Source organism: Zoogloea sp. GW822-FHT05C07, assembly GCF_058800215.1.
The window spans coordinates 3,479,463-3,495,510 of sequence record NZ_CM179510.1 but is presented as its reverse complement, the minus strand read 5'-3'; the positions used below and the strand labels follow the sequence as shown (position 1 = coordinate 3,495,510).

The 16,048-nt window shown below is 65.9% G+C and carries 10 protein-coding genes and 2 tRNA genes; 5 read left to right on the top strand and 7 right to left on the bottom strand.

Going from position 1 to position 16,048, the window contains the following annotated elements:
• Positions 1–160: 160 nt before the first annotated feature.
• From AC3QL2_RS16255 to AC3QL2_RS16245, 3 genes are read right to left on the bottom strand one after another with little or no spacing between them, the layout of a single operon-like run.
• Entirely contained in the window at positions 161–1,714 is a 1,554-nt protein-coding gene (locus AC3QL2_RS16255) for an acyl-CoA synthetase (protein ID WP_493231556.1), read from the bottom strand.
• A 44-nt stretch (positions 1,715–1,758) separates the two neighbouring features.
• Positions 1,759–2,949: a thiolase family protein gene (locus tag AC3QL2_RS16250; protein WP_493231555.1), complete on the bottom strand. Its 1,191-nt coding sequence runs from the start codon at positions 2,947–2,949 to the stop codon at positions 1,759–1,761.
• 33 nt (positions 2,950–2,982) lie between these two features.
• Positions 2,983–4,122: an acyl-CoA dehydrogenase family protein gene (locus AC3QL2_RS16245; RefSeq protein WP_493231553.1), complete on the bottom strand. Its 1,140-nt coding sequence runs from the start codon at positions 4,120–4,122 to the stop codon at positions 2,983–2,985.
• Positions 4,123–4,491: 369 nt separating this feature from the next.
• Between AC3QL2_RS16245 and AC3QL2_RS16240 the strand changes: the two genes are divergently transcribed.
• Positions 4,492–5,538: an AraC family transcriptional regulator gene (locus tag AC3QL2_RS16240; RefSeq protein ID WP_493231551.1), complete on the top strand. Its 1,047-nt coding sequence runs from the start codon at positions 4,492–4,494 to the stop codon at positions 5,536–5,538.
• Between the two features lie 38 nt (positions 5,539–5,576).
• Here the strand turns inward: AC3QL2_RS16240 and AC3QL2_RS16235 are convergent, their stop codons facing one another.
• On the bottom strand, positions 5,577–8,903 hold the full coding sequence (locus tag AC3QL2_RS16235) for a PAS domain S-box protein (protein ID WP_493231549.1): 3,327 nt from the start codon (positions 8,901–8,903) through the stop codon (positions 5,577–5,579).
• Positions 8,904–9,319: 416 nt separating this feature from the next.
• Positions 9,320–9,396: transfer RNA gene (locus AC3QL2_RS16230), tRNA-Met, on the bottom strand.
• Between the two features lie 419 nt (positions 9,397–9,815).
• On the opposite strand from AC3QL2_RS16230, the gene AC3QL2_RS16225 reads away from it, so the two are divergent.
• The gene (locus tag AC3QL2_RS16225) at positions 9,816–10,517 is read left to right on the top strand and encodes a hypothetical protein (RefSeq protein ID WP_493236659.1); all 702 of its coding nucleotides are present in this window, start codon (positions 9,816–9,818) and stop codon (positions 10,515–10,517) included.
• 180 nt (positions 10,518–10,697) lie between these two features.
• Here AC3QL2_RS16225 and AC3QL2_RS16220 read toward each other — a convergent pair whose 3' ends face one another.
• Together AC3QL2_RS16220 and AC3QL2_RS16215 are read right to left on the bottom strand one after the other, a co-directional pair.
• Positions 10,698–11,315, bottom strand: a complete 618-nt coding sequence (locus AC3QL2_RS16220; RefSeq protein ID WP_493231546.1) for an SOS response-associated peptidase — start codon at positions 11,313–11,315, stop codon at positions 10,698–10,700.
• Between the two features lie 272 nt (positions 11,316–11,587).
• A tRNA-Thr gene (locus tag AC3QL2_RS16215) sits at positions 11,588–11,663 on the bottom strand.
• Between the two features lie 146 nt (positions 11,664–11,809).
• On the opposite strand from AC3QL2_RS16215, the gene AC3QL2_RS16210 reads away from it, so the two are divergent.
• The 3 genes from AC3QL2_RS16210 (at position 11,810) to AC3QL2_RS16200 (ending at position 15,985) form a co-directional block, all read left to right on the top strand.
• On the top strand, positions 11,810–13,372 hold the full coding sequence (locus AC3QL2_RS16210; RefSeq protein WP_493231544.1) for a PAS domain-containing sensor histidine kinase: 1,563 nt from the start codon (positions 11,810–11,812) through the stop codon (positions 13,370–13,372).
• Positions 13,369–14,010 (top strand): response regulator, encoded by a 642-nt coding sequence (locus AC3QL2_RS16205; RefSeq protein ID WP_493231543.1) that lies wholly within the window; start codon positions 13,369–13,371, stop codon positions 14,008–14,010. Before AC3QL2_RS16210 ends, AC3QL2_RS16205 begins: the two co-directional genes overlap by 4 nt.
• Before the next feature lie 160 nt (positions 14,011–14,170).
• Complete coding sequence (locus tag AC3QL2_RS16200; protein ID WP_493231541.1) at positions 14,171–15,985, top strand: GGDEF domain-containing protein; 1,815 nt, start codon at positions 14,171–14,173, stop codon at positions 15,983–15,985.
• The last annotated feature ends 63 nt before the right edge of the window (positions 15,986–16,048 follow it).

Below are 16,048 nucleotides of genomic sequence, written 5' to 3'. Positions count from 1 at the left end.
CTCCTGAAACCGGCTCTCGGCCGGCAACGATGTGCCCCTCTGCAGGGGGCTGTGGCGTGCGACAGCCCGGCCGACCGGGCCGTCGCGGGGCGGCGGGGCGCAAGACTCCCGCCGTGTTCTCTGAACAGACGCAAATGGGGAAATACGGAACCGGGAAGGACTAGGCGGAATAGATCCGCCGCAGCTCGCGCTTGAGCAGCTTTCCGGACGCGTTGCGCGGCATGTCCTCGACGAAGAAGATCCTCTTCGGAACCTTGAAGGCCGCCAGATGCTCACGTGCGTGGGCCATCAGTTCGTCGGCGCTGGCCGTGGCACCCTGCTTGAGGGCCACCACCGCGGCCACGATCTCGATCCAGCGCTCGTCGGGCAGGGCCACCACCGCCACCTCGGCCACCGCCGGATGGGTGTACAAGGCCTCCTCCACGTCCCGGCTCGACACCAGCACGCCGCCAGTCTTGATGACGTCCTTGATGCGGTCGGTGATGTACAGGTAACCCGCCTCATCCACATAGCCCACGTCGCCGGAACGGAACCAGCCGTCGGCAAAGGAGCCGACGGTTTCCTCTGGCTTGTTCCAGTAGCCGCTCATCAGCTGCGGCGAACGATGGACGATCTCGCCCATCTCGCCAGGCGGCACGTCGTTCATGTCGGCATCGACGATGCGGGTTTCCACGTTGAAGATCGGCCGCCCCGCCGAAGCCGGCCGCTCGGCATGTTCCTCGGGGCGCAGCACCGTTGCCAGCGGAGCGATCTCGCTCTGCCCGTAACAGTTGTAGAGCTGCAGCGCCGGCAGACGGGCGGCCAATTCCTGCACCACCGCCACTGGCATGATGGAGGCGCCGTAATAGCCCTTCTCCAGGGACGACAGGTCGCTGCGCCCGAAAGCTGGGTGACGCAGGAAGGAAATCCACACCGTCGGCGGGGCGAAGAAAGAGGTGATCTTCTCGGCGGCGATCAGCTCGAAGCACAGCTCGGCCTGGGGCGCCGGCAGGATGATCGTGGTCGCGCCGACCAGCAGTTGCGGCATCAGGAAGACGTGCATCTGCGCCGAATGGTAGAGGGGCAGCGAGGCCAGGGAACGGTCGCCGGGCTTGATGTCGGTGGCCAGCAGCGTGCTGGTGTACTCCGCCAAGAGCGCCCGGTGGCTCATCATCGCGCCCTTCGGCGCCGCCGTCGTGCCTGAGGTGTACAGCAACTGGGCGATGCTCTCCTCGTCGATGTCCAGCACCGGCGCCTCGTCACGGCCCGGCGTGTCGGCCCAGGCCAGCACGTTGTGGTCGCCATCGCCGCCATGCAGCGTGCCCTGCCATTGGCAGGCCAGCGTCGGGCCGAGGGCCTGCACGTGGCTGGCGATGTCGGTGTCGCAGAACAGCGCGCGGGCGCCGGACTGTTCGACGATGTAGCGCAGCTCGCTGTCGATCAGCGCGTAGTTGATCGGCACGTGGATCAGCCCGGCCCGCACGCAGCCCAGCCACAGCATCACGTAGGCGTCGGAGTTGCGGCCGTAGGCGGCTACCCGGTCACCGCTCTGCAGGCCGAGGCCCAGCAGCTGGTTGGCCACCCGGTTGGCCGCCGCGTCGAGGCGCGCGTAAGTCCAGCTGCGCGTCTGGAAGCGCAGCGCTTCCTTGCCCGGATTGCGACGCACCGAGCGGTGCAGCGCATCGCCAATCAGGTTGCGGCTGGCGCGGCGGACGTCGTTGCGGATGTCATTCATCTTGGTCTCCTCCTTGGCTGCTTAGTATTTTTTTATGGGTGGTGTCACAGGCGCTCGACGATGGTCGCCGTCGCCATGCCGTGGCCGATGCACATCACCTGCAGGCCGAGCTGCCCGTCCACATGGGCCAGGCCGGTGAGCATCTTGGCCAGCAGGCCTGCGCCGGTGGCGCCCAGCGGATGGCCGTGGGCAATGGCACCGCCCCACGGGTTGAGCTTGTCCATGTCCGGCTCGAACTCCCGCGCGAAGCACAGGGCCACGCTGGCGAAGGCCTCGTTCACCTCGATCCAGTCCAGGTCGCGGATCGACAGGCCGGCCCGTTGCAGCGCCAGCCGGGTGGCCGGGATCACACCGGTGAGCTGCATGACCGGGTCGGAGCCGACCGCCACGCGGGCCCGGAAGCGGGCCAGCGGCTTGAGCCCGAAATCGGCACTGGCCCGCCGGCTGCCGATCAGCACCGCGGCGGCGCCGTCGGACATCTGGCTGGCGTTGGCGGCGGTCACCACGCCGGCGTCGGAACTGCGGAAGACCGGCTGCATCGCGGCCATCTTTGCCGGGTCGATGACGGCCCGGATGCCTTCGTCGTGGGCCAGGCGGATTGGCTGCCCGTCCTTGTCCACGCCGGCCTGCGGCAGGATCTCGCGGTGCAGGCCGGCGGCCCGTGCGGCTTCGGCGCGGCGGTGGCTCTCGATGGCGAAGGCGTCAAGCTCGGCGCGGCCGAGGGACCAGTGGTCGGCCACCCGCTCGGCGCTCTCCACCTGATGGGGGATCGGGTAACGGGCCAGCAGGTCCGGATGCAGACCGTCGAAGCCGCGGAAGTCGCCCTGCCCCAGCGTGAGGTCGAGGAACATCGGCACCCGGCTCATGCTTTCCACGCCGCAGCCGATGGCGAAGTCCAGGTCGCCGGCGGCCACCGCCTGGGCCGCCGCGTGGGTGGCGAACTGGCTGGAGCCACACATGCGGTTCATCGAAACGCCCGGCACATGCTCGGGCAACCCAGCCAGCAGCAGGGCCTGGCGGGCGATGTTGGCGCCCTGCTCGCCGGCCTGGCTGACGCAGCCGGCCAGCACGTCGCCGACCCGCTCGGCGGGCAGGCCGGCACGCTGGAGTACGCCGTCGATGGCGGCCGCCAGTAGGCTGTCGGGACGGGTGTCGCGGAAGGCACCACCACGGCGCCCGAAAGGCGTGCGTACGGCGGCGAGGATCAGGGGTTCGGAAGGAGTGGCGAAAGTCATCGGAGCGTTCCCGTAAGACGAAGAAATCGTGGATCAGGCCGCCCGCAGCATTTCGCGGGCGATGATGTTGCGCTGGATCTCGCTGGTGCCCTCGTAGATCTGCAGCACCTTGGCGTCGCGGAAGAGCTTTTCGACGGGGTATTCGGTCGAGTAGCCCATGCCGCCGAAGATCTGGATGGCCTCGGTGGCGCCCCACATGGCCGCGTCGGCGGCGGTGGCCTTGGCAACGGAAGCCTGCAGCGTGTTGGGCTGGCCCTGGTCCACCAGCCAGGCGGCCTGATAGGTGAGGAGACGCGCCGCCTCCAGGCGCATGCGCATCTCGGCCAGCTTGTGGGCGATGGCCTGGTGCTCGACGAGCGTGCGCCCCATCGAGCGGCGCTCCCTGGCGTAGGCCAGGGATTCGTCGATGCAGCGCTCCAGCAAGCCGACGCCGAAAGCCGCCACCATTGGCCGCGAGTGGTCGAAGACCGCCATTGCCAGCGCGAAGCCACTGCCCTCCTCGCCAAGCCGGTTGTCCTCCGGCACGAAGACCCGGTCGAGGAAGACCTCGGCGGTCGGTGCGGCGCGCTGGCCGAGCTTGCCGAGGGGCTCACCGACGCTGAGCCCGGCGCTGTCCCGCGGGACGATGAAGGCGGTCATGCCCTTGTGGCCGGCGGCCGGGTCGGTCTTGGCGAAGACCACGAAAAACTCGGCCAGCGGCGCGTTGGAGATCCAGGTCTTGCTGCCCGACAGCAGATAGCCGCCGGCCACCCGCTCGGCACGGGTGCGGATGCCGGCCACGTCCGAGCCGGCACCGGGCTCGGTCAGCGCGAAGCTGGCCAGCGCACCTTCGGCAATGCGCCCCAGGTAGCGCGCCTGCTGCTCCTTTGACCCCGCCAGCACGATGGGCTGGGCCGCCAGCGCATTGATGCACAAGGCGGTGCCGATGCCCAGGCAGCCGTAGCACAGGGCCTCGGTCACCAGCACCAGCTCCAGGCAACCAAGTCCGGCGCCGCCGACCGCGACGGGGAGGTTGACGGTGGCCAGGCCGAGTTCGACCGCCAGCGCCTGCACTTCCAGCGGGAAGGCGCAGTCCCGGTCGGCCTGGACGGCGCGCGGGATGATTTCACGGTGGGCGAACTGGCGGGCCAGTTCGCGGATCTGACGGCGCTCGCCGTCCAGTTCGAAGTACATCGCAAGTCCTCGCAACAACAATCCGGAACAGTCGGCCAGGCGTGCCAACGCCCACCTCGGCACGCCATGGGGGCGCACAAGGACCGTCTCGGAACAACAGGGAAATTGACGAAGGGCGCCAGCCGGAAGCTGGGCCACAACCGGGCCAGAAGGCCTGTCAGGTCACGCGCGGATGCTTCTCAGGAAATGCCATGATTGTCGTGTCTCCGTATTTATCGGTCCCCGGGCTGGGGCCGGCGGGCATCTTTGAAGCACCCGTTGATGGCGACATGGTAGGAGATCGCCCGGCGGGCGGGGATGGCAGAGGCGGACGACAAATTGACATTTTCTGCCATCATTCCATCTTTCCCAGGCCCGCCCCGTCCGCCGATGAATCCGCAGACCCAGACGATCCCCGCCCGCTTCGCCACCGAGCTGATCGCCCATCTGCGCGACACGCCGGGCTTCGACCCGGATTGCGCGCTGCGCGCCGGCATCGCGCCCGCGCAGCTGCAGCACGACGGCGCCCGCGTAACTATCGAGCAGTTGTCGTCCCTGTACCGGCTGCTCGCCATCCAGTACGACGACGAGACGCCCGGGCTGTTCTCGCGGCCGCTGCGCAACGGCACGCTGAAGTTCCTGTGCCTGTCCATGCTGGACGCGCCCAGTCTCGGCGTCGCGCTGCACCGCTTCGCCGGCTTCTTCCGGCTGGTGCTGGACGACCTGCAATTCGAACTGGGCGAATCGGAAGCCGGCGCCTGCGTCACGCTGGTCGAAAAGGCCGATCTGGGCGAGCGCCGCATCCTGGCACTGGAGTTCATGTTGCTGCTGGTCCAGGGCGTGGCCTCGTGGATGATCGAGAAACCCATCTCTTTCCAGCACATCGACCTGGCCTATCCACCGCCGCCCCACGCCGACGAATATCCGCACATGTATGCCGGCCCGGCCCGTTTCTCCCGACCGGTGACAGCTCTTCATCTCGATCCGGCCGGCCTGTCCCTGCCGATCCGCCGCAACAAGGCGGCGCTGAGCGCCTTTCTGCGCAATGCGCCGATGGACTGGTTCCATGTTTCGGCCAGCAAGCGTCCGGTCACCCACCGGGTCGGCGATCACCTGCGGGAACGTCTGGCCCAACCACTGACCATCGAGGACGTGGCCCGCACACTGCACACCTCACCGCGCACGCTGGCGCGCCGGCTGGCCGTGGAAGGCAGCCGCTTCCAGTCCCTGAAGGACAGCCTGCGGCGGGATGCGGCCATTACGCTGCTGACCAAGACCAATGAACCGATCGCGCTGATCGGCGCCCAGATCGGCTTCGACGACCCGTCGGCCTTCAACCGGGCCTTCAAGCAATGGACCGGCAGCCCGCCCGGCGCCTATCGGCGCCAGCCGCGGACCGAGCGGGCAAAAAAAGACGCGCCCGAAAGCGCGTCCTGAGATCCCAGGCCACACATCTGCCCGGCGGCAAACCCGGCTTAACGCCAGGGCGCGCTGGCCTCGATGAAGTCGGCGATGTCCCGGTCCAATGCGTCGAAGCCTTCGTCGAGCTCCGTCTCGCCGCGGTCGAGCGCAGCCTCCAGCGCCCGCGCCGAGGCCATCAGGTCGAAGGCGCACAGGAAACCCGCGTTGCTGCCCAAGGTGTGCATGCGCCGCCCGGCGGCCTCCCGATCACCGTCGGAGAGGGACTGACGGGCCTGTCCAGCGGCGTTGGCGTTATCGTTCACAAAGAGCTCCAGCAGGCCGAGGAACATCTCCCGGTCGCGCCCCAGGCGCTGGACCGCACGCTCCCGATCGATGCCGGGAATCTCCGGGAAGGCTGCATCCTCAGGTATATCGGCAGCTGTGGATGCCGTGCCTTCTGCCGGAGCAAGCACCACAGCAACCTGCACGCCGGCCTCCTCGTCATCCGGCTGCCGCGGCCGAATCCAGCGTTCCAGCATGCGCGCCATCTGCTCCAGGTCCATCGGCTTGGCGAGCACGTCGTTGGCACCTGCGGCCCGCGCCGCGGCCTGCTGCTCGTCGCGCACGCCGGCGGTGAAGGCGATGAGGGGCAGGTCGATGAGGCCCAGTTCGCCGCGGATCAAGCGCATCGCGGTGAGGCCATCCATCACCGGCATCTGCACGTCCATCAGCACCGCGTCGAAACGTTCCGGCCGCGTCTGCAGGATCTGGATCGCCTGCAAGCCGTCGGCGGCCAGCGTGGCGCCGGCCCCTTCCAGGCGCAGCGCCCGCTCCACCAGGTCGCGGTTCATCGCGCTGTCATCCACCACCAGCAGATGCGCCCCCACCAGGCGCGGCCCGGCCGGCCTGGGCGGTTCAGCCTGCACGGCCAGCGCCTCCACCTCGGCCGCGCTGGCGCGCAGCAGCGGCAGTTCGAACCAGAAGCAGCTGCCGCTTCCAGGCCGGCTGTCGGCGCCGATCTCGCCGCCCATCAACTCGACCAGGCGCTTGCAGATGGACAGACCCAGGCCGGTACCACCGAAGCGGCGGCCGATGCCCGCGTCGGCCTGCGCAAAGGGCGCGAACAGCCGGCCGAGCGCCGCCGGATCGATGCCGATCCCGGTGTCGCTGATTTCGAAGCGCAGCACCAGCTTCCCATCAAGCAGCGGTCGGGCGGCAACCCGCACCGTCACCGCGCCCCGCTCGGTGAACTTGATCGCATTGCCGGTGAGATTGAAGAGAATCTGCTCGAGGCGCAGCCCATCCCCCAGCAGGGGGCCGGGGGGCTCGGCCGGCCCTTCGATGTGCAGCATCAAGCCCTTGCCGCGGGCAGTCTGTCCCATCAGGCTGTCGAGACTGGCCAGCAGCGCGGCAAGGTCGAAGGGGCGCGGCTCGATGCGCAACTGCCCCGCCTCGATCTTCGACAGGTCGAGCACGTCGTTCAGGATGGCCAGCAGCGACTGCCCCGCAACCCGGATCCGCTGCACCATCTCGTGCTGCCTGTCGGCCAGCGGCTCCCGCTCCAGCACCTGGGCGAGACCGAGCACCGCATTCATGGGAGTCCGGATCTCGTGGCTCATGTGGGCCAGGAACTCGCTCTTGGCCGCGTTGGCAGCCTCCGCGGCCTCCGACGCCCGGCGCAGTTCGTATTCGTGACGCTTGCCCTCACTGATGTCGCGGATCACGCCGAGGATCTCCTCGATGCCGCCCTCCGCGTTCAGCAGCGGGCTGGCGCTGACATCGGTCCAGACGGACGTGCCATCCTTGCGCCGCACCTCCAGCTCGCCGCGGAAATGCTCCAGCGCCTGGGCTTTGGCAAGACTGGCCTTCAGGCGCGCAAAATAAGCCTCGGCGATCCGCAGGGATTCCAGCGTCAGCACCGCCGTCAGCGGCTGTCCGATCGCCTCCTCCGCGGAATAGCCACGCAGACGCTCGACGGACGGGCTGATATAGGAAAAATGGCCGTGCAGGTCCATCGTCACGATCACGTCGACGGCATTGTCGGCCAGCAGCCGGTGCCGCGCTTCGCTGATCTGCAGGCGCTCCTCCATCTCCTTGCGGGCGGTAATGTCCTCGACGATGACCAGATAACGGCGGCTCCCCTCGTTGGCAACCTGCACCGGCGCGCAGCTCAGGCTGACCCACACCACCGCCCCATCCGGACGCAGATAGCGCTTGGTCAGACGATAGCCCGAGATGGTGCCCGCATTGAGCTGCTCGATGTGCCGACGGCTCTCCGTCACATCGTCGGGGTGGGTCATGACGGTCGGGTCCAGCCCGACCATCACCTCCGGCGACAGGCCAACGATCTCGGCGAAACGGAGGTTGGCCTCGGTAATCCGCCCGCCCTCGGAATCCAGCAGCGCCACGCCAAGGGGCGCCTGCTCGAAGATCACGCGAAAACGCGCCTCTGCCGCCTGCTGGACCTGCAGGGCCAGCATTTCCTGGCGTTCCCGGTCGCGGCGCCACAGGAGATAACCTGCCGAATAGACGAACAGCAGCCCCAGGCCCACCACCAGCCCGGTTGCCCAGGCCAGGGTGTGGATGCCCGCATAGGCCTCGACCTCGTCGATCTCGGCCAGCATCAGCCACGGTGTACCGCCCACCGGGGAGGCGTAGGCCAGCACCGGAACGTTGCGGTAATCCCGCCCACCAGCCAGGATGCCGTGCTCGCCCTTGGCCGCCCGGCCCGCCGGCAGGGACGGCTGATCGAGGGGCTGGCTCAGGGACAAGGCAGGAACGGCCCGGTGGCGCAGCGGCGTGAGGAAGCGCACGTTGTTGCCATCCCGCCGCACCAGATAGGTTTCCGCCGTGCGGGTCGGCACCGGCCAGGACTCCACCAGCGGATACAAGGCCTGCTCCGCCTTCCACGTGAGATAGGCCACCCCCAGCGGCTTCTCGCCCGAAGCCCCAATCGGCGCAAGAACCCCGTACAACACTTCGCCTTCGGCCGTACGGTAGAGATCGACAAACTCGATGCGCGGCTCGCGCAGGATGTCCTTGATCAGCGCCGTGTGATCACGGACATCAGCCTTGCCGACCATCACCACCGGACGCGCTTCGGCGTCTACAACAGCCAGCCCGCCCCAGCCCCGCACGCGGGCTACTTCCTGCATGCGGTTGCGGATCTGGTCGAGAACAGCCGAATCCCGGCGCCCGCTGTCCAGCCATTGGCGGAACAGCATCTCCAGTTGGGAACGGCTGGCAAAGTACAGCTCGGCATCAACGCGGGTCTCCGCCAGCGAATCCTCGATCTGCTGGCGCTTCTGCTCGGCGATGACCGCCAGTGTACGGTGCGTTTCCCGACGCGTTTCCTCACTCAGGTAGCGATAACCCACCGCACCGACCGCACCGATAAGCACCGAAACGGCAACGAGCGGCAGGGCAAGGCGGAGCCATCGTCGGCGGACAGGGCCGGAGCTTCTGGAAGAGGCTTGGGAGACAGGCACTATGATCATCGTGGCAGGAACAGCATGCCGCAGGCTCGCTCCAGAGGCACGGGGAAGTGCCCGTTAAGGCGCGTTGTCGCTCGGCTCCGCACCCCGTTTCCGGCGAGAAACGGCAGCACACGACGCCCGAAGCAATATTGACGTTTAATTATGCACCAATGCAGTGCGCGTGTCGATAAACCCTCGGGGCGCAGCGGATGACACGCACCACAAATGATCGAAATCGAATTTGCGCACCGTTAGCGGGCGCCCAATGCGACGACACAAATCCAGTCTGGAAAGCAAAAAAGCCCAACCACCTGAGTGATTGAGCTTTGACGCTTGAAACTTGGTTGCGGGGGCAGGATTTGAACCTGCGACCTTCGGGTTATGAGCCCGACGAGCTGCCAGACTGCTCCACCCCGCGTCAGAGAGGCCGGATATTACCTACCAACCTGGGCTTTGCCAAGCTTTTTGTGAAAATCCCTCGAGCGTGCGGCGTATTCGGCAGCGCCGGGCTGCGCGGCAATTCATGCCAAAAAACTAAAGAACCCCAACTCCGCGACTGCAAGCGCCACGCGAACATGCTCACTGCGCCGCAAATAAATGCAAGTTGCATTAATCTGAAGCTGCAAAGGTAATACGCCACATCTTTCATGTGCCTCGACTAACCGCCTTCACACAGCTCGCTCTAGGACAATCGGGAATTCGAAAATCCATATGCCTTCAGGCAGGACAGGCAATCCGCCGATCTACAGGAATACGCCCATGACCCGTTGCATCAAGGCCTTCCCTCCCCTTCTCCTTTCCTTGTCACTCTGCGCCTGCGGAGGCGGAGGCGGCAGTGTGAGCACGGGAACGGGCAGTGGCGCCCAGGGGCCATCCCTGGTGGCCTCCAATACAGCTGAAGGCCTGTGGTTCGGCACGAGCGACACCGGGGCCAGCATTTACGGCGTGATCCTGGACGATGGCAGTTTCTATGCGGTGTATGCCAGCGAGAACGACAAGCATCTGATCGATGGGGTCATCACCGGCACCGGCCAGGCCGCCAGCGGCAGCTTTACGGCGAAGGATGGCGTCGATTTCAACTTCAACGGTTCCGGCGTCAATCCGGTCAGCGTCTCGGCAAGTTATTTCGCCAAGTCTTCGCTCAGCGGGATGCTGAGCTACACCAACCGCGACACACACACTTTCACCGCCCAATACAACCCGGTTTACGAACAGACTGCCAGTGCCACGCTAGCAACCGGAACCTACACGGGATACATCGCCTCTTCCACCGGCCGCCAGACCGCATTCATGACCCTGCAGACCAACGGCACCGTCACCGGCGTCGCGTCGAACTGCAATATTTCCGGCACAGCCACGCCCCGCGGATCGGTCAATGTCTTCAACCTTTCCCTCACCTTCCGCGGAAGCAACTGTGCATCCGACGGCGACACCCTGAGCGGGATCGGTTTCTACGACATTCCGGGCAAGCAGCTCTTCATTACAGCACCTAACTCAACCCGCAGCGACGGCGTGTTCTTCCAGGGCACCCGCCCCTGATCACTTCCATCACGGAATGCCGGCGCGGCAACTCCGCGAGCATCAGCGGCGCCCTCACGATCCTGAAGAGCACGTCTCGTTGGAAACCACCCTCTTGGTAAGCGGGAAAGAGCGGCAGCGTCCAGGCGTGCCTTTCAATGTAAGACTCCGCGGGAGTGCCATCGGATGTGCAATGCCGTTCTAGCGCGGATCGACTACAACTCTTACCAGTTCGGACTGGAAGATCGTGAGCATGCGGCCCGCCTCCCCCTCGGACCTGCACCGCAGCCAGTCGCCCCAGGCCCCATCCGGCAGGATCACCACCGACCGCTTCTCGTCTTCGGGCTTGTGAAAGCGGCTCATCACCGGATGCCCGTCCGCGTTGATGGTCAGCATAGACATGGACCAGGACGGCAGGCCGTCATCCCTGATCCGCCGCTCCCAGATGCCGGCAATGCCCATCGGGCGGCTGTCGGTCCGCTCGATCCGCCACCTCACGGCCTTCCCCGACTCGTAGCAGGGCTCATAGAGGGCGTCGGCGGGGATGATGCAGAGTTGACCACGCGTCCACACGTCGCGGAAGGAAGGCTTGTCTCCAAGCGTTTCGCTCCGGGCGTTGTAGGTGGACCGGGCGATCTTCGCATCCCGGGCCCAGGCGGGGATCAGCCCGAAGCAGGCGGGCACCCACAGGCGCGGCGCGAAATTGGTGACGATCGGAACGACAGACCCGGGATAGGCCTCGCCGTAGGCAAAATCGGGGGGCGGCAACGGGAAGGCCGCAAGTGCTTCCGGGGAGGATGGGCGAAAATTGGCGCACATGACAGCAGCCCGGAACCCCAGCAGCGACGGCTACTTCGGTCGCAGGCGCGAAACGAGTTGCTGTCGGCGCTGCTCTGCCTTCTTGCTGTGCCTCATGTCGCGGAAAAACAACACCGTCGCCAAAATGGCGGCCAAAACACAGCCCAAGATGACGACGACCCCCAGCAATCCATGCATGTCCATGATCGGGTGAGTTTGACTGAACCTGAACCCCGGTGTAACCCCAGCGAAAAGGCCGACCCATCCGGATCGGCCTAAGTCTTTGAATCCATTGGTGCCGGTGAAAGGAATCGAACCCTCGACCTTCGCATTACAAGTGCGCTGCTCTACCAACTGAGCTACACCGGCATCATCGGGGCCCCGCATCCACAGGCCGATCGTATCAGCATGGACGCAAAAGGCACGCCTGCACTATCCTTCAAGATGATCAGGCCCCGAGCGAGGGGCGGATTATAAACAAACCGATCCATTCGCGCAGCACGCCGATCGCCCCCATGTCCATTGCGCCCCGCCCGGCTGCCTCCCCCGTCGAAGAAGGCAGCGCGGGCAAACCCACCATCAGCCTGCTTTTCATCGAAGACTCCGACAGCGACGTACGCCTGCTGCTGCAGCGCTTCCGCGCCGCCGGCTATGCCCCCCGGCATCGATGTACGGCATCCACCGCAGAGTTCCGCGATGCCCTCGGGCAAGGCCCCTGGGACGTCATCCTGTGCAATCACAACCTGCCCGGCTGCGGCATGCAGGCGGCCCTTGGGGTCGTGCGCGAGCTGGCCCTCGACCTGCCCTTTATCATCGTCTCCAACGTCATGCAGGAAGACGAGGCGATTGCCGCGATGCGCGCCGGCGCCCATGACTACCTGAGCAAACGCAAACTCGACCGGCTGATTCCCGCCGTCGAACGCGAGCTGCGAGAAGTTGCCAACCGGCGGGAAAAGCGACTCGCCGAGCAGACCCTGCGCCAGAGCGAGGCTCGCCTGCGCGCACTGACCGACAACATCCCCGGCGTGGTCTTCCAGATGGGCTATACGCCGGACGGCATGCTCGGCTTCCAATACCTCAGCGAAGCGGCGACGATGCTCTTCGGCACCGGCTCCGACGAACTCGTCGGCGGCTCGGCCAGCTGGATGACCTGGCTCCTCGACGACGATCTGCCGGGATTCGTGGCCGCCGCCGCCAGCTCGGCCGACCAGCTGTGCACACTCAACTGGGAAGGCCGCATCCAGCTGCCATCCGGCGAGCAGAAGTGGATCAACCTGCGCAGCTCACCCCGCCGCTCCGAAAACGGCAACGTGGTGTGGGACGGCGTGATGTGGAACATCACCCACAGCAAGCGGGTGGAAGCAGACCTGCGCGAATCGCGCAGCCAACTGGCTGCCCTGTCGAACCATCTGCAGCGCATCAAGGAAGATGAGCGCGAGCGGATCGCACGGGACGTCCATGACGTCCTCGGTGGCACGCTGGTGGCGATGAAATTCGAGATCGCGCGCCTGGAGGCCAGGCTTCACGACGGCCCAGGGCAGGCCATGACCGGGGTCCGCAACGTGGGGCGCATGATCGACGATGCCATCGCAACGGCAGGACGCGTGACCCGCGAACTGCGGCCTGGCATCCTCAAGGACTTCGGGCTGGCGGCAGCGATTGAATCCCAGGGCGAAGACTTCGCCCAACGCACGGGCATCGCCTGTAACATCCTGCGCACCGACCACGACCTCGCGCCGGCTTACGATACCGCGCTGGCCTTTTTCCGGATCTTCCAGGAGGCGCTGACCAACGTCAGCAAGCATGCCCGGGCCCGCCAGGTGAACGTTCGCCTGCTGCAGGACGGAGAGGAGGCCCTGCTCGAAATCACCGACGACGGCTGTGGCATTGCAGCGGCCGATCTCCTGAAACCGCGTTCCTTCGGTCTGCGCGGCATCCGCGAGCGGCTGGCCAGCCTGGGGGGGCAACTTGAAATCGGCCCGGCCAGACCTTACGGGACGCGCCTCGCCCTGCGTGCGCCACTACAACCTGCACTGCCTGAAGAAGCGCCGAACGACGACAGGAAACACCGTCCATGAGCAAACCGATTCGTGTCCTGATTGCCGACGATCACGCGATTGTCCGTCAGGGCCTGCGTCAGATCCTTTCCGACACCACCGACCTGACCGTCGCCGGCGAAGCCGACAATGGTGTCGAGGCCGTACAGATGGTCCGCAGCGGCGAATGGGACGTGGTGCTGATGGATGTCTCGATGCCCGACCGCAATGGCATCGACGCACTCAAGCTGATCAAGAAGGAGTTCCCGCGCCTGCCGGTGCTGATCCTCAGCATGTATCCGGAAGAACAGTATGCGATCCGCGCGCTGAAGGCCGGCGCGGCAGGCTACCTCACCAAGCAGAGCGCCCCCGACCTGCTCGTGACGGCAATCCGACAGGTCGCCAGCGGCAAGAAATATGTCAGCCCATCCCTGGCCGAGGAACTCGTCAATGCCATCGGCAGGGACAGCGAACGGCCCGCCCACGAGAAGCTGTCCGACCGTGAGTACCAGACCCTGTGCCTGATCGCTTCCGGCAAGACCCCGGCCGAAATTGCCGAAGCCCTCAACCTGAGCGTCAAGACGGTCAGCGTCTACCGGGCCCGCCTGCTCGAAAAGATGAACCTGCGCAACAACGCCGAACTCACCCATTACGGGCTCAAACACGGTCTTGCCGAATGAGCATGCCCAGCCGTCACGAATTTTTGCATATTCGGATACCGTCCGGCTCAAGGCCACGCCCTGCGGACCGTTATCGGCGCACACGTCACGAGTACGAGTACGAGTTTTCCAGAAACCTGAGTGTGGACCAGTCCGATCACGCAGAGAACCAGGACGCCGGATGATCCAACGCTCCCACCCGTTGCGCCGCCCGCAGATGACCGATACCAGCCAACCCTCTGACGTCGCCCGGGAAACCCTGCGCCAGCTCGCGCTGCGCCGCATCGCCCCGACGCCCGACAACTACCGGGCCCTCTATCACGAGATCGCCGGCTCGGTCGCCGAAGACGTTTTCCCCGAGCGCCCTCTCAAGCAGATCGCGGCGGCATTGCCGCGCAACAACCAGGACGCCCTGCGCCTGGCGCTCGATTTCGAGGCCGCCGTCGACCAAGGCGAATGGTCCGCCCTGCGTACGCTGCTGGTGGACAAGTTCTCCATCCCCAGCAAGCCCGACCTCAATTGGGCTCCCCTGCTGCGCGACCTGGTCACCGAATGGGATCGGCGCCAGGCCGGCCTGACGCAGGCGCGCAAACGGGAAATGCTGGAGCGCGTACTGACCAGCTCCGGCGGCAGTCCGGCCAAGCTCTTCGAACGGCTGCAAGGCTTGTTCCGGGCCTGGAGTCGCAGCAACGACGATGAGGCATCACCGGTCGCCGGCGAGGCACAGCCCGTCGAAACCGAAGATCAGGCCGAGCCTGTCGCCGAGGCCACGCCCTCCGCCGTTACCGCCCCTCCTTCACCCGCCTTTGCCGATCTGCTGGCGACGCTGCTCGACAGCCTGGCCAACCAGCCCCAGCTGGCCGGCACCCCGCTGGCTGCCGAGGCCCGGGACTTGGCCGCCACCCTCCGCCAGGATTCCGGCAGCATTCCTTTCAGCACGCTCCTCGAACGGGTGGACAAGCTGCGCACCGGCCTGGAGTGGGTCGCCGAAGATCAGCACGCGGTGCGCGACGCATTGCAACGGGTTCTGCAACTACTTCTCGAGAACATCAGCGAACTGGTCCTCGATGACCGCTGGCTGCGCGGTCAGATCGTGCTGATGGGCGAGATGTTCGAACGCCCGCTGGATGTCCGCACGCTCGGCGAACTGGAAAGCCGCCTGCGCGACGTGATCCACCGCCAGGGAGCCATCAAGCTCGAACTGAACGACGCGCAGAGCCGGCTGAAGCAGATGCTGGCCAGCTTCGTCGATCGGCTGGGTGATTTTTCCGATGCCACCGGCGACTATCACGACAAGATTGAGCAGTGCGCCAAGCGCATCGAAGGCGCCGCCGACATCAGCGAACTGACCGACGTCATCGCCGAAGTAATGCGCGAGACCCGCACGGTTCAGGAATCCACACTGCGCTCCCGCAGCGAGATTGAGGTGCTGCACGATCGGGTCAACGATGCCAATGCGGAGATCACCCGACTGCAGTTCGAACTGGAACAGACCAGCGAACTGATCCGTCACGACCCACTGACCGGCGTACTCAACCGGAAAGGGCTCGATGAAGCGCTGGCCCGCGAGACGTCCCTCGCCCGGCGCCGCGGCACGGCCCTCTGCATCGGCCTGCTGGACGTGGACAACTTCAAGCAGATCAACGACGTACATGGCCACCAGACGGGGGACGAAGCTCTTCAGCATCTGGTGGAAGTGGTGCGCGAGAACATGCGCCCGCAGGATTCCGTCGCCCGCTACGGTGGCGAGGAATTCGTCATCCTCCTGCCGGACACGTCATTGGAAAGTGCGGTGGCCACGCTGACGCGCCTGCAGCGCGCCCTCACCAAGCGCTTCTTCCTGGCCCGCCAGCAGAAGTTGCTGATCACCTTCAGTGCCGGCGTTGCGGAGCTGTACCAGCACGAATCCCCCGAAGACGCGATCGACCGCGCCGACAAGGCCATGTACATCGCCAAGCGCTCCGGCAAGAACCGGGTCATCGCCGCCGGAGCCTGAAGCAAAACCGAGCCCCGGCGCCCCACTGAGCGGCCGCGGTTTATGCTAAATTCATGTCGAAAT

What these genes read in the sequence shown, in the direction of transcription:
- AC3QL2_RS16210 (WP_493231544.1), top strand. Translation starts at nt 11,810, where the DNA reads ATGTCCATTGCGCCCCGCCCGGCTGCCTCCCCCGTCGAAGAAGGCAGC.
- AC3QL2_RS16220 (WP_493231546.1), bottom strand. Translation starts at nt 11,315, where the DNA reads ATGTGCGCCAATTTTCGCCCATCCTCCCCGGAAGCACTTGCGGCCTTC.
- AC3QL2_RS16250 (WP_493231555.1), bottom strand. Translation starts at nt 2,949, where the DNA reads ATGACTTTCGCCACTCCTTCCGAACCCCTGATCCTCGCCGCCGTACGC.
- AC3QL2_RS16240 (WP_493231551.1), top strand. Translation starts at nt 4,492, where the DNA reads ATGAATCCGCAGACCCAGACGATCCCCGCCCGCTTCGCCACCGAGCTG.
- AC3QL2_RS16245 (WP_493231553.1), bottom strand. Translation starts at nt 4,122, where the DNA reads ATGTACTTCGAACTGGACGGCGAGCGCCGTCAGATCCGCGAACTGGCC.
- AC3QL2_RS16255 (WP_493231556.1), bottom strand. Translation starts at nt 1,714, where the DNA reads ATGAATGACATCCGCAACGACGTCCGCCGCGCCAGCCGCAACCTGATT.
- AC3QL2_RS16205 (WP_493231543.1), top strand. Translation starts at nt 13,369, where the DNA reads ATGAGCAAACCGATTCGTGTCCTGATTGCCGACGATCACGCGATTGTC.
- AC3QL2_RS16200 (WP_493231541.1), top strand. Translation starts at nt 14,171, where the DNA reads ATGATCCAACGCTCCCACCCGTTGCGCCGCCCGCAGATGACCGATACC.